This is a genomic window from Arthrobacter glacialis (genome assembly GCF_002909445.1).
GTDB lineage: Bacteria > Actinomycetota > Actinomycetes > Actinomycetales > Micrococcaceae > Specibacter > Specibacter glacialis.
Map to the genome: position 1 here is coordinate 162,756 of NZ_PPXC01000006.1, position 12,772 is coordinate 175,527.

General features: G+C 63.1%; 14 protein-coding genes and 1 tRNA gene. 14 read left to right on the plus strand and 1 reads right to left on the minus strand.

Annotated elements, in window-relative coordinates; genetic code table 11:
- The 8 genes from CVS27_RS09675 to CVS27_RS09710 all read left to right on the plus strand — a co-directional run bounded on the left by CVS27_RS09675 (nt 1) and on the right by CVS27_RS09710 (nt 7,042).
- Nucleotides 1-1,689: a hypothetical protein gene (locus tag CVS27_RS09675; RefSeq protein ID WP_103465527.1), complete on the plus strand. Its 1,689-nt coding sequence runs from the start codon at nt 1-3 to the stop codon at nt 1,687-1,689.
- A gap of 26 nt (nt 1,690-1,715) precedes the next feature.
- A complete protein-coding gene (rsfS, locus tag CVS27_RS09680) occupies nt 1,716-2,141 on the plus strand; it encodes a ribosome silencing factor (RefSeq protein ID WP_103465528.1) in 426 nt (141 codons plus the stop codon).
- 36 nt (nt 2,142-2,177) lie between these two features.
- Complete coding sequence (locus CVS27_RS09685) at nt 2,178-2,939, plus strand: histidine phosphatase family protein (RefSeq protein WP_103465529.1); 762 nt, start codon at nt 2,178-2,180, stop codon at nt 2,937-2,939.
- Nucleotides 2,940-3,038: 99 nt separating this feature from the next.
- A tRNA-Ala gene (locus tag CVS27_RS09690) sits at nt 3,039-3,114 on the plus strand.
- Between the two features lie 144 nt (nt 3,115-3,258).
- Entirely contained in the window at nt 3,259-3,981 is a 723-nt protein-coding gene (locus CVS27_RS09695) for a FadR/GntR family transcriptional regulator (RefSeq protein ID WP_103465626.1), read from the plus strand.
- Complete coding sequence (locus CVS27_RS09700; RefSeq protein ID WP_103465530.1) at nt 3,978-4,379, plus strand: YchJ family protein; 402 nt, start codon at nt 3,978-3,980, stop codon at nt 4,377-4,379. Before CVS27_RS09695 ends, CVS27_RS09700 begins: the two co-directional genes overlap by 4 nt.
- Nucleotides 4,380-4,470: 91 nt before the next feature.
- On the plus strand, nt 4,471-5,622 hold the full coding sequence (locus tag CVS27_RS09705; protein ID WP_243400115.1) for a class I SAM-dependent methyltransferase: 1,152 nt from the start codon (nt 4,471-4,473) through the stop codon (nt 5,620-5,622).
- Between the two features lie 154 nt (nt 5,623-5,776).
- Nucleotides 5,777-7,042 carry an ROK family transcriptional regulator gene (locus CVS27_RS09710; protein ID WP_243400116.1) on the plus strand — a complete coding sequence of 422 codons (1,266 nt, stop codon included), beginning with the start codon at nt 5,777-5,779 and terminating at the stop codon, nt 7,040-7,042.
- Between the two features lie 43 nt (nt 7,043-7,085).
- On the opposite strand, the gene CVS27_RS09715 is transcribed toward CVS27_RS09710, so the two are convergent.
- On the minus strand, nt 7,086-7,283 hold the full coding sequence (locus CVS27_RS09715) for a hypothetical protein (RefSeq protein WP_103465531.1): 198 nt from the start codon (nt 7,281-7,283) through the stop codon (nt 7,086-7,088).
- A gap of 137 nt (nt 7,284-7,420) precedes the next feature.
- Between CVS27_RS09715 and CVS27_RS09720 the strand changes: the two genes are divergently transcribed.
- The 6 genes from CVS27_RS09720 to CVS27_RS09745 are packed head-to-tail and all read left to right on the plus strand — an operon-like array spanning nt 7,421 to nt 12,524.
- Complete coding sequence (locus CVS27_RS09720) at nt 7,421-8,428, plus strand: AAA family ATPase (RefSeq protein ID WP_103465532.1); 1,008 nt, start codon at nt 7,421-7,423, stop codon at nt 8,426-8,428.
- A gap of 6 nt (nt 8,429-8,434) precedes the next feature.
- On the plus strand, nt 8,435-9,316 hold the full coding sequence (locus CVS27_RS09725; protein WP_103465533.1) for a DUF58 domain-containing protein: 882 nt from the start codon (nt 8,435-8,437) through the stop codon (nt 9,314-9,316).
- On the plus strand, nt 9,306-9,776 hold the full coding sequence (locus tag CVS27_RS09730) for a hypothetical protein (protein WP_103465534.1): 471 nt from the start codon (nt 9,306-9,308) through the stop codon (nt 9,774-9,776). The genes CVS27_RS09725 and CVS27_RS09730 overlap by 11 nt, the downstream gene beginning before the upstream one ends.
- On the plus strand, nt 9,767-10,750 hold the full coding sequence (locus CVS27_RS09735) for a VWA domain-containing protein (protein ID WP_103465535.1): 984 nt from the start codon (nt 9,767-9,769) through the stop codon (nt 10,748-10,750). Before CVS27_RS09730 ends, CVS27_RS09735 begins: the two co-directional genes overlap by 10 nt.
- The gene (locus tag CVS27_RS09740) at nt 10,747-11,745 is read left to right on the plus strand and encodes a vWA domain-containing protein (RefSeq protein WP_103465536.1); all 999 of its coding nucleotides are present in this window, start codon (nt 10,747-10,749) and stop codon (nt 11,743-11,745) included. The genes CVS27_RS09735 and CVS27_RS09740 overlap by 4 nt, the downstream gene beginning before the upstream one ends.
- Nucleotides 11,742-12,524: a hypothetical protein gene (locus CVS27_RS09745; RefSeq protein WP_103465537.1), complete on the plus strand. Its 783-nt coding sequence runs from the start codon at nt 11,742-11,744 to the stop codon at nt 12,522-12,524. Before CVS27_RS09740 ends, CVS27_RS09745 begins: the two co-directional genes overlap by 4 nt.
- The last annotated feature ends 248 nt before the right edge of the window (nt 12,525-12,772 follow it).

Consider the following 12,772-nt stretch of genomic DNA (forward strand, 5'->3'; position numbering starts at 1 on the left):
ATGAGTAAGGAAAAGGAGCCGATTCGTAGCCGCAGGGAACTGCGGGAACAATCGGTAAACGCCGCAGGCGCCACGGAACAACCGTCGGTGCCCGTTCGCCCTGCCCCCAGCACGCCGCCAAGTAGCGCACCGGTTCCACCTGCTGACGCCGGCAGCGACAGCCCTGCGCCGCGTGAACGCCAATCGCAGACACGAGCCCGTGACAGGGCCGCCCTGCGCGCCTACAAGGAACTCATCGATCCGCCGGGACTAAGCCCGCTGCCCTCACGGCGCACCCTGCGACAGGCCCAGCTCGACGCCGAACGGGCGCCCGTTACCGCTGTCAATCCTGTGGTTCAGGTCCCCAAGAAACTGGCCAAGCCTGCGCCGGCCGCTCCTAGTGAAGCGCCGACCGCCCCGGCTGCACCCAGCGAAGCGCCGACCACCCCGGCCGCGCCCAGCGCAGCCGCACCCAGTGAAGCGCCGCCCGTGACGGCCCAGGCACCCACAACGGCTCCCAAGAACGCCGTGCCCAAGAACGCCGTGCCCAAGAAAGCTGCTGTCAAGAACCCACAGCCCGCAGCAAAACCGGTTCGCGAACCGTCCGCTGCTCCCCAGCAGCCCAGCGCCGCTGGAGCCCGCAACCGTGGGGGACGCCGGGCAGCAGCCATGAACTCTGCGCTCGAGCCGCAGCCGGCAGCAGCCGGGGAGGTTGTTGCCCCGGCGCAGCCAGGTGAGGTGCAGGCTGAGTCGCCGGAGCATGCCGGAGCAGTCATTGAACCGGCACCAGGGGCAAGCAGTGCGGAACCAATCGCACAATTGCCTGAGGCCGCAGCGGTTGCCAACGGGTATTCTCCCCTGCCTGGGCTGGTCCCCGGCGGCAGCTACTACCCCATCTCGGCGGGACCGCCGCCCGCCACAACGCCCAGCACGGAAGAGTTGGCCGTACTGGCTGCGCAAAAGGCCGAGGACGAGCGCACGGCAGTTCTGGCCCTTCGCGCCCAGGCACGTGAACGCTTGGCGCAGGAAAGCGCCAAGAGCCGGCGGACTGCTGCCGATCCCACGGCAACCAACAACCTGGCCATGGTGACTCCCTTGGAGTTCATTGAGGTCCCAGGGGTGAGCCGGCCCGTGCTGCGCCCGCCCACCACCACGCACGTGCCCATCGTGACGCGGGCAACTCCGCGCCAGACTCCGGCTGGGAAAAACCGGGCCGGGCAGCAACGGCAGAACTCTGCCGCTGGTGGCAGCGCCGCCTCAGCAAGTCCTGCAACTGCCAGCAATGCCGTTGTCAATGCTCCCGAGGCTGTCGAGCCAAGCGCCCAGGCACACGGCAAGGGCTCGGCCACCGTGCCAAATGTCAGCGCCGAGCGCTTTGATGCGGCCCTGGCTGCTCGTGCAGTGCACAGGCCAGGACCTGGCAACAGGCCGTTGACCGGAGGTCGCAGCAGCACGCTCAAGCGAGCCGAAGAAATGGCCACCGGGGGGCACCCAACCATTGCTTCCGGCGTCGAGCAGGTAGAAGTAACACGCTCACAGATGCCGCCCATGCCGGCAGACTACGCCCACGGCCTTGAGCCGCTGGATGCCATGACTGCCGGGCTGGGACGCACACAACGGAACATGCTGATCCAGTGGGGCAGCATCATTGTTGGTGGTGCAGCATTTGTGGTTGGCGCCATCATGTTCATCACCACACTTACACGCTAAATTTTCACCAATCAAAGGAAACAGCAGTGACAGCAACAGAACAGTCAGTCGAACTTGCACGGGCAGCAGCCCGCGCGGCATCGGACAAGCTGGCCCAGAATGTAACAGCCATTGACGTCAGCGAACGCCTGGCCATCACGGATATCTTCTTCATCGCCTCGGCAGCCACCGAACGCCAGGTCAACTCCATTGCCGACGGCATTGAAGACGAGCTCCACAAGTTCGACCTGCGACCGGTTCGCCGCGAGGGCCGCTCCAGCGGTCGTTGGGTGCTGTTGGACTACGCCGACATCGTCTTCCACATCCAGCACGAAGAGGACCGGGTGTTCTACGCACTCGAACGCCTCTACGGCGACTGCCCCGTCGTCGACCTGCAGCTGGCGGCATCGGACCCCTCGGCCAAGGCTGTTGACGCCGACGTTGAAACCGAAGAATCCGCTCACGAAGACTAATCCCTTTTAGGGCTCAGGAATGGAGAGTGTCTCTTGATGGCTTCCACCGAACCAGAGCGCTCAGTGTTGCAACCCGCCGGTTTACGCCGGCGGGTGATTTTTTGGCGACACGGGCGCACCTCCTGGAATGCTGCACGGCGTTTCCAGGGTCAAAGCGACATTCCCCTGGACGAGGTGGGAGCTTCCCAGGCGAGCCGTGCCGCGTCATTGCTGGCTGGCAAGCTTGTGCGTCACGGCCCTGAGTTTCACGGCAACGAGCCGACGATGCAGATCTTGTCTTCTGACTTGTCCCGGGCCTTTTCCACTGCCCAGCAGTTGGCCACCCTGACCGGCGGTGATGTGCTGGTGGATCCCCGCCTGCGTGAAACGTTCGGCGGGGACTGGGAAGGTAAAACCTTTGACGAGATCATCGAGCAGTTTCCGGAGCAAATCCAGAAATGGCAGCGCGATGAGCCCGGTGTCCGTGCCGGCGGCGGGGAGACCCGGGTTGAGGTTGCCCACCGCATGGTGGCGGCTGTCCTGGAAAACGTTGAGGCACTGCCCGACGGCGGCACCTTGGTGGTGACTACCCACGGCGGTGCCACCCGGGTGGCCGTCGCACAAATGTTGGGCCTGCCCGAGCATTTGTGGCGCACGCTGTCGGGGCTCTCCAATTGTCATTGGTCCGTGTTGGAGGCGTCCCAGTCAGCTGCCGCCGGCAACGGGATTGGCAACTGGCGCCTGCTTGAACACAACGTTGGCACGCTCCCGGAGCCCTACGAATTACCCGAAGATTTGGCCGAGCCGGTGGAGGATTAGCCCCGGAGAAACCCCCGATTTGTCAGCGGGGCAAATCGTGTTCTAGTATAGTCAAGTTGTTCCGGCCAAGACCGATTGGTCAAGCTGGGAAAACGGTTTGGGGCTGTGGCGCAGCTGGTAGCGCACCTGCATGGCATGCAGGGGGTCAGGGGTTCGAGTCCCCTCAGCTCCACCAAAACAATGAAAGATCCGCTCATCCGTGCAACGGGTGGGCGGTTTTTTTGTGCCCGGGCCGTCCGCAACGACGCCCCGAGCAGACAGTTTTGCCTCGCACAGGTCACGGGTGTTGGCCCGGCAATGGGACAATGGTGGGGTGTCCATGCCAGATTCCCCCCTCATCCCCGCCGCCCGCAGCTACGAGGCGGTGCTGAGCCGCATTGAAGCCGAGCTGCGCGACGGCAAGCTCAAAGTGGGCGACCACCTGCCCGGTGAACGGGCCATGGCGCTGGCACATGGGATTTCCCGCGCGTCCGTGCGGGACGCCATCAGGGTTCTGGACGTCATGGGCGTGGTGCGGACCTCGGTTGGTTCCGGCCCGCAGTCAGGCGCCGTGGTGATTGCCAACCCCAGCGCCGGCCTGGCATCCACGCTTCGCCTGCACATGGCCACAAACCATTTCCCGGTGGCTGACATTGTCCAGACACGCATCATGATGGAAACCTGGGCCGCGGTGGAGGCGGCCCAACACGTCCACGACACGGCCAAGGTGGCCCAGCTGCAGCAGTTGCTGCTCGCCATGAATGCCACGGATCTTGGTCGGGAAGAATTCCACGTCTTGGACGCGGCCTTCCACGTGCTGCTGAGTTCCCTGGCGGGCAACGCCGTGGTCACGGCCATGATGGAATCCCTGCGCTCAGCCATCCAAAGCTACGTCAGCGCTGCCATTGACAGCGAGGAACGCTGGGACGCCATTGTTCCTTCCTTGCGCCAGCAGCACGAAGCGATCGTCGCAGCGGTTTTGGCTCACGACGGCGGCGGGGCAGCTGACGCTCTCAAGGAACACATTGAGTGGTTCCACGCACAGACCCATCCGCTGCCATGAGATGCCCCTGCCAGAGCGGTGAGCACTTCGAAAGCTGTTGCGCCAAGTACCTTGCGGCCACTGTTGGCGGTCAGCGCAGCTTTCCGCCAACGGCTGAGGCGTTGATGCGCTCACGCTTTAGCGCGTTTGCGCTCGGTGACGCAGGGTACTTGCTGCACACGTGGCACCCGTCAACGCGCCCGGAGTCCCTTGAGCTGGATCCCGATCAGCAGTGGTATCTGCTGGAGATCCTGGACACCCGGCAAGGCGGCTATTTTGACCAGGAGGGTGTGGTGACTTTTAGGGCCCACTACCGGTCGGCGGCAAACCGGAAAATCAAGGACTCGCTGACCGAAACCAGCAGCTTTGTGCGGGACGGAAAGCAGTGGCTGTACGGTGACGCGTTGGAGTTTCATTAGCCACAGCTTTCATTGACCACAGCGTGTGAAACTGGGCACATAGTTGCAGGTGGCCAGTGGGGTGCAATTTGCGGCACTGTAGAGTGGCTCGGTGGAGGAAATTAGCGGAAACCCGGTCAGTGACTTTGATTTTGCGCAGCTGCGCCGGTTTCCAGACATTGAGGCGGAGAATCTCTTCGCCCACGACGCCACGGATGAACTGATTCTGCGCGAAGCCGAACAGGCGCTGGCCTTGGCTGGTCATGGCGAAGTGGCCATTGTGGGGGAGCGGTACGGTGCCTTGACCCTGGCCACTGCCACCGTCCACGGCCTGCACGGGCTGCGGGTGCAGCAAGACGGTCTCTCCGGTGAAAACGCATTGGCCGCAAATGCGCTCCGGGCCGGATTGCGCGAGTCTTACACGTCCATGCCGCTGAGCGCTGAGCTCTTTGACCGGGTCAAAGTGGTCCTGTGGCAGCTGCCGCGCAGCCTGGACGAAGTGGCCGAAGTGGCCGAACTCATCGCCGCCCATGCCAACCCTCAGGTGCAGATAATTGCCGGCGGCCGCATCAAGCACATGACCCTGGCCATGAACGCTGTCCTGGCGCAACATTTTTCGGCTGTGACGGCGGGCCGGGCCTGGCGCAAGTCCCGCCCGCTCCTGATCAACGGCCCTGTCAACGACGGGACGGCGCCGAGCTTTCCACGGCGGGAGTTCCACGCGGACCTTGACCTCTGGTTGTGCGCTCACGGCGCCACCTTTGGTGGCAGCAAAGTTGACGTGGGCACCCGTTTCCTGTTGGAATTCCTGCCGCAAATGCAGCCTCAGACTAGTTTCGCCATTGACCTGGGCGCGGGCAATGGCACCATCGCCGCGGCGCTGGCCAAGGCCCGGCCAGACATCCATGTCACAGCCACTGATCAGTCGGCTGCAGCGGTGGCATCAACAACCGCCACGGCAGCGGCCAACGGACTGGCGGACCGCATCGAGGTTGTCCGCGACGACGCGCTGGGCACCTTTGCAGATGAGTCAGCGGAACTGATCCTCCTGAACCCGCCGTTTCACATCGGCGCCACGGTCCACGCCGGAATAGCGCACAAGCTCTTTATCGCAGCAGCACGAGTCCTTGCTCCAGGGGGTGAGCTCTGGTGCGTGTACAACCGTCATTTGGACTACCGGTCAGCCTTGGACAAGCTGGTGGGCCCCACCGAGGTAGTGGGGCGCAACAGCAAGTTCACGGTGAGTGTTTCACGCAAGTCTTGAGCAAGTCTTGAGTAACCCCTAAGGAACTCTTAAGCTCAAGATCGGCTTCTCCGTCGTGGCGGTCACACCCAGCCGCCCGGCGCGGGGTAATCTGACAGCTGGGTATTGGGGGCCTACTTGGCCCGTATCCGAAATTAATCGCCTCAAGGAGAAAATGTTGGCTGTTCCCGATATTGCTTTGCCGCAGCGGCGCCGCGGCACAAATCTCCCCAAGATGGGCGATTTCAACCAAGCAGTCATCCTGGACTCCATCCGCCGCTCCGACGAAGGCCTCAGCCGTGTTGAGCTGGCAGCCTCGGCGGGCCTGGCAGCGCAAACCGTTTCCAACATTTGCCGCCGCCTCCTGGACGCCGAATTGATTGTTGAAGCCGGCAAAGAAACGTCCGGCCCCGGAAAACCCAGAACCATTTTGCGCTTGAACCCGCGCGGCATGTACGCCGTTGGGCTCCACATTGACCCCGCCTTGACCAGCTACGCGCTGGTGGACGCCGTTGGCACGGTCCTTGTCTCGGTGGATGAAGCCACGGACCTCATCAGCAGCCCGGGCGACGCCGTAGCCGCCATGGGTGCCAAGATCCGCAGCATCATAGCGGAATCAGGCGTTGACGAGCAGCGGATAGCCGGTGTTGGCGTGGCCACCCCGGGACCGGTTGATGCCGCCAGCGGCACGGTGGTGGACCCTCCCCACATGCCCGGGTGGACGCGGGTTCCGCTGCAGGAAATTTTGCGCCAGACCACGGGGCTGCCCGTCGTTGTGGACAAGGACGTGACGGCCGCCGCCGTGGCCGAGCTATGGGCCGGTTCAGCCGCCAGCTCCACCGACTTTGTGTTTGTTTACATCGGCACGGGCATTGGTGCCGGCTTGGTGCTCAATGACGAGGTGGTCCGCGGGGCGTCGGGCAACGTGGGTGAAATTGGGCACATCATCACCGATCCTGCAGGTCCGGAGTGTGACTGTGGCCGCCGCGGCTGCGTCAAAGTCACCTGCATGCCCGAAACGTTGGTGGCGCAGGCCCGCGAGGCTGGAGCCTTGGCCCCGGCTGATCCAAAGAAGCCAGCTTCCCTGCCCGACGACGTCGCAGCCCTAGCCCAAGCTGCTGCCGACGGCAACCCTGCGGCACGGCAAATCCTGGCCAATTCAGCCCAGCTCATGGCCGGGGCAGTCTCGGTCCTGACCAACCTGCTCGATGTGGCACGGGTGGTCTTTGGTGGCCCGTTCTGGCCGCAGCTGGCACCCACCTACCTGGCCCAAATGCCGGCGCTGCTGGCGCGGCTGAGCGTCACCACCAGTGTCCACTCGGTGGATGTGGTGGGAACCATTGTGAACTCGGGTGAAGAAGCCTTCGGTGCCGCTTGCCTGGTCATGGAGAAGACCTTCAGCCCCAAGGCTGCTCATCTGCTCCTGGACTCAAAGCTCTAACCGGCTCAAGGTCCACCCGGCGCAAACGCCAAACGCCCGACGTTCAGTCAACGCCCTCGCGGATCTCTCCAAAGGGGACTGTGCTGTCCGTCCTGGCCTGGACCACATGCGGATTGATGATGATCCGGACGCCGTGATTTTTCTCGGCAACAGATTGCTGCAACACTGGCAGGACCGTGGCAACGAAGTCCTCGTCACGGCCTTGCAAGTACTCTTCATAAGCGGCTGGCAACTGGTTCATGAACCATACTGTAGTCCCCAGCCCGCGTCAGGGACAGGGAAAATGGGAAGTTCTCCCCATTGCGGCAAAGCCCGCCATAGGGTGAGCTGGCCACTAGGATTTTGCCGCGAGCCGTGCCATCGAAAGGCCCAGACACAGTGTTACCCACAACCGTCAGTTCCCGCATCGAGCCCGCAGAACTGGAGCGTGCCCAACGCATAGTGGGCAGCATCTCCCGCAGCTTTGAAAGTAAAGTGGTGGGCCAAGCAAGGCTGCGCGAAACCCTGCTGATCTCGTTGATGACAGGTGGGCACGTGCTGTTGGAGTCAGTTCCCGGTTTGGCGAAGACCACAGCCGCTCAAACCCTGGCAGATTCCATCAGTGCCCTCTTTCACCGCATCCAGTGCACGCCGGACCTTTTGCCCAGCGACATTGTGGGCACCCAGATTTACGACGCCGCCAAGGGCAGCTTTGTCACCCAGCTGGGACCTGTCCACGCCAATATTGTGCTCCTGGATGAGATCAACCGCTCCAGCGCAAAAACACAGTCAGCCATGCTGGAGGCCATGCAGGAACGCCAAACCACCATTGGCGGCCAGGTGCACCCCCTGCCCCAGCCCTTCATGGTCATGGCCACGCAGAACCCCATTGAGCAGGAAGGCACCTACCAGCTGCCCGAAGCGCAGATGGACAGGTTCATGCTCAAGGACGTGCTGGACTATCCCAGCCCCGTGGAAGAGGCGGAAGTGATCCGGCGCATCGACGCCGGAGTGTTCCTGGCTGGCTCAACGCCCCACCCCGTGGCAACCCTTGATGAGGTGCGCGCCCTGCAGGCCACTGCCAGGAAGGTCTACCTGGACCCGGCACTGGTGAACTACATTGTGGGACTTGTCTATGTGACCCGCCATGCCGGCGCATACATCGACCCGAAGCTGGCCGGGCTGATTGAGTTTGGTGCCAGCCCCCGTGCCAGCATTGCCTTCACCCAGACGGCGCGCGCCCTGGCCCTGCTGCAGGGCCGCGACCACGTCATCCCCGAGGACGTGAAGGCACTGGCTGAGCGGGTGTTGCGGCACAGGATCATCCTGGGCTTTGAGGCCGTGGCGGAAAACATCCGGGTGGAAAAAATCATCGCCGCCATTGTTGACTCAGTGCAGACTCCGTAGGGACACGTGGGAACTCTCTTGACGGCGGTGAAATCAAAGATGTACATCTTTGCCCACCGCCGCGCCCGCGGAATGCTCGACGGCGAATACGCCGCCATTTTTCGTGGCCGCAGCCTGGACTTTGACGACCTCCGCGACTATGTCCCCGGGGATGAGGTGCGGGACATTGACTGGAAGGCCACCGCCCGGGTTGGCACGCCCCTGATCAAGCGCTATGTTGCCACCCGCAGGCAGCAGCTGCTCTTTGTTGCCGACACCGGACGGAACATGGCCGCCGCGGCCCTGGGCGGCGAGATCAAGAAAGACATTGCGGTCATGGCCATGGGGGTCCTTGGTTCTTTGGCTATTCGCCACGGCGATTCCGTGGCCCTGGTCCACGGCGACGGCGCATCCTCGCTGGCGCTGCCGGCCAAGGGGACCGAGAGTCATCTTGAGCAGGTGCTGCAACGCATGGACGCGGCAACCCTGGGCAACGGTCCCAGTGACCTGTGCGCCAGGCTGGAGTACGTGGCCGCCCACTACAAGCAGCGCATGCTCCTGGTGGTCATCGCTGATGATGTGAACGCCGATGACCGGCTGGCCACGGTGCTCCGGCGCCTCCGCGCCCAGCACGAGATCCTGTGGGTGCAAGTGGCCGATGCTGAGCTCGCGGGGCCGGCAGCGGCGCACAGTGCCGCCATGGACGTGGCGGGGATGGAAACGCTGCTGTTGCTCCTGGCCCAGGATCCAGAGCTGGCTGCGAGCTACCTGGATGCCACGGCAGCGCGCTCCCGGGCGCTTGCGGAGCTCTTGAAGTCCAACGGCATCGCCGCCACCAGCATTGGCTCCACCACCTTGGTTTTAACGAAGGTCTTCGCCCTGCTGGAAAGGCACCGCCGTGCCCACTGACGCAACGTTCTATGCACCCGTGGGCTATTCGCCGTGGTGGCCGCTGGCCGGTGCTGCGATCCTCATCCTCTGCCTGGGCTGGTTCGCCTGGGTGTGGAACTCCACCCGTGCCGGCGCCCAGGCGGGCGTGCCTGATTTTGTGGCGCCCAGAAACCCGAATTCCGTCAGGGCAAAATACTGGGCCCTGATCAGCTCCATTGAGGAAAATCACGACGCCGGGACGCTCAGTGCGCGTGCGGCCCACCTTGAGCTGAGCATGGCCGTGCGGACCTTTGTCCACGAAATGACCGGGCTGAAGACCCAGCGCATGACCCTGGCTCAGCTGCGTGAGCATCAGCTTCCCCTCGTGGCTGATGCGGTGGAGTTGTACTACCCGGGGGAGTTTGCCGCGCACAGCGAGCACCTCACCGTGGCCGGATCTGCCGCGTCCGCGCGAAATGTGGTGGGATCGTGGCGTTAAAATATTGGTGGCTGGTGCCCCTGGGCCTGGCCCTGCTGGCAACTGTTGTGGTGGTGCTGTGGCGCCGCCCCCGCGCAGCACAGGAACTCATCCCTGTGGCACATGCAGACCGGCTGACAGCCCTGCCCTTGTATAAGAATGCCTTGGCACGTCACCGGACGTGGCTCGTGACGGCACTCGCGGCGCTCGCAGTCCTGGCGGTGTCCTTGATTGTGGCTGCCGCCCGCCCGGTGAGCGAAAGCACCAGCATTCCCGAACAACGCAACAGGGACATCATGCTGTGCCTGGACGTTTCAGGCTCCATGCTGGACACGGACGAGGCCATTGTGAGCGTCTTCGCTGACCTTGTGGGCAATTTCAAGGGCGAACGCATAGGGATGACCATTTTTGATTCCAGCGCCGTCACGGTCTTCCCGCTCACGGACGACTATGACTTTGTGGCCGAGGAACTCACTGTGGCCAAGAAAGCGTTGAGCGCCGACGCCACCACCTTCGAGTACCTTGCCGGCACTTATGAAGCGGCAGGTTCATCCCTGATCGGGGACGGCCTGGCCAGCTGCGTCAACGGCTTCCCTGCAACAACTGACACAAAAAGGTCCCGGTCCATTATTTTTGCCACCGACAACATGCTCTCCGGCAAGCCCCTCTTCACCCTGGCCCAATCAGCCACCCTGGCTAAAACCGCCAACACCCGCGTTTACGCATTGAACCCCAATGACTACGGCTCAATTCCGTCCTTTGTCTCCGCCGCACAAGGATTGCAGGACACGGCAAGAGCCACAGACGGCGCCTACTACCCGTTGGAATCCGAGGCAGCCGTTGCCTCCATTGTGAACAAGGTGCAAGCCACCGAGGCTGCACTGCTCAAGGGCGCCCCACGCCTGACAATCGTGGACCACCCAGAGTTTGCCCTGGGTGCTGCCCTGCTGGCCTTGCTGGTCTTCGGTGCTGCCAGCTGGAGGTTGCGCCGATGACCTTCTTGCCCATTGTCACGCCCTGGGTCTTTTGGCCCCTCGCGGTGCTGCTTCTGGCAGCCGCGGCTTACCTGCTGTTCAAGGGCCGCAGCGCCGCGCGGTGGCGCTACGCCCTGCTGGTGGTGTTGGTGCTCGTGGCCGGCGCCCGGCCGGGCCTGGTCGGCGCCTCAGCCCCTGTGGCCACCACCGATCTCAATGTGTTCTTCGTGGTGGACACGACCCCCAGCTCCTCCGCCGAGGATTACAACGGCAAGGATCCGCGACTGGAGGGCATCAAGGCCGACATCAACGCGCTGGCAACCGAACTGGCAGGAGCCCGATTTTCACTCATCACCTTTGACAGCAACGCCAAGGTGGTACTGCCGCTGACCACTGACGCGACCGCCTTGCAAACGCTGACCCAGGTGCTCACGCCGAAATCCTCCTACGCGTCCCAAGGCAGCAGCATCAGTGTGGCCGCGCCCTTGCTGGCTGACCGCCTGGCAGCGTCCCAAAAAGCGCACCCCACCCGGCCGCGGCTGGTGTTTTATTTGGGCGACGGCGAACAAACAGCCAGTAAGGCCCCCGAACCGTTTGCCAAGGGTACAGACTTGATCGACGGCGGAGCTGTGCTGGGTTATGGCACCACAGACGGCGGAAAAATGCGCGACTACACCTTCAGTGCGGACACACCCGGGTCCTACATACTGGACAAATCCGCCGATTACGCGCCGGCCACGTCACGGATTGATGAAAAAGCCCTCAACACCATCGCCCAGCAACTAAAGCTGCCCTACGTCCACCGGGGTGCCCCGGAAAACATTGGGGCGGCACTGAGTGATTCGGCACCCAAGACTGCGGCGCAGTCAGCGGAGCCCGGAGAGCAGGCCGGTGCTGGCCGTTGGGAAGTCTATTGGCTTTTTGCACTGGCGGCCTTCGGGATTGTGGTGTGGGAGGCGGTGCTCCTGAGTGTGGCCTACCGCCAGCTGCAGCGTCCCCGAAAGGAAAAGCCATGAGCATCGACAATGACCGGGCAGCGTCCCTGCCGGAGACTCTGCTGGAGACCTTGCCGGAAACCCTGAGCCCCCGGCTGCGCAGGCGGCGCAAACTGTTGCTGGCATCCGCCCCGGTAGCGTTGGCGGCTCTGGTGGTGGCCGTCAAGCTGCTGTCGCTGCCCATCTCCGCCGGCCAGGCAGAAAATGCCTACGCCGCAGGACAGGGCGAGGGCACGCTCAAAGCCGGCCAGGCCATGGGTGTGCTCAACATGGTGGAACGCTACAAGGCGCACTTTGCCCAAGGTGACGGCCATGTTTTGCGTGGAGACTTTGTTGCGGCCCAGGAACAGTTTGCCGCCGCGCTTGACCTGGCGCCGGTCAATGAGTCCTGCAAGGTGCGCGTCAATCTTGTGCTGACCCTGGAAAAGTTGGGTGAGGCGAAGGAAAAAGCCGGGGACCCGGCGTCGGCCCAGGCCTTGTTTGCGCAGGGCAGTGACGTGGTTGCCCAGGCACCGCGCGACTGTTTCACGCCCAATAGCGAGAACAACAAGGACGGCGAAGGAGACGCCCTCAAGGACGCCCAAAAACGGTTGGCAGAGAAGCAAGCGGCCGTCCAGGGTGATGGGCAGGAACCGCCGAAAAGCGGCGGTGAGGCCCCGGCTCAGGAGCCGGCGCCAGCGGGAAAGCTGGAGCAGCTACAAAAGAATGGCCAGCAAGCCCAGAAGGAACGCAGCAAGAGCGACAAGCTCAGCGACGAGCTTTCCAACAATGAACCGGAGCAGTTCGCCAAGCCCTGGTAGTGGGAGCTGGACGTCCGAAACGACCCGACTGCGCCATTAATTCGACCAAAGGGCCAGTTTGTGGGTGCTGACCGAACAAATTTAACGAAATATTCCGTAAAGTTGCGTCGTAATTCGATGCCAGCTTGGTATCGCAAAAAAATAGTGCCTAATATTGGAGAAACGTTAGTTCCTCAACGTGTGTCAGCGACCCTTGGTTGAATCGAGGGTGTGGGTGCCCCCATGTGGGCCTGACATTTGCTGGCGGA